Here is a 356-nt window from a genome sequence, read left to right as displayed (position 1 = left end):
GCAGTCCCTGTTCCCGGTCACGGGCATCGATGGCCAGCAGCGGCAGTGGCTGGTCGTCCAGGCAGGCTCGGCTGGCCCAGTCATCCAGTGCCGCCTGCGGCGCCTGGTCCAGGTGGGTGACCGCCACCACCAGTGCCAGGGACGATGCAAACGGCTGCAGCACCTGCAGGTAGTCCTCCAGCTCGCTGGCCAGGCCTGCGCGGCGCGCGTCCAGCAGCAGCACCGCGCCGCGCGCGCCCTGCAGCAGGATCGGCCACAGGAAGTCGAAGCGCTGCTGGCCGGGCGTTCCGTACAGCCGCAGGCGCTCGCCATTGGGAAGGTCGATGTCTGCGTAGTCCAGCGCGACGGTGGTGGAG

1 protein-coding gene is annotated in these 356 nt (G+C 70.8%); it reads right to left on the bottom strand.

Going from position 1 to position 356, the window contains the following annotated elements:
• Nucleotides 1-356, bottom strand: a 356-nt coding sequence (locus tag EN846_RS33990; RefSeq protein ID WP_189587199.1) for an ATP/GTP-binding protein, incomplete at both ends; no start/stop codon positions are given.

This window comes from Mesorhizobium sp. M4B.F.Ca.ET.203.01.1.1, from assembly GCF_004791025.1.
Classification (GTDB): Bacteria; Pseudomonadota; Alphaproteobacteria; order Rhizobiales; family Rhizobiaceae; genus Mesorhizobium; species Mesorhizobium abyssinicae.
Note: the sequence above shows the minus strand (reverse complement) of the source record. Positions and strands in the feature narration are given on the sequence as shown.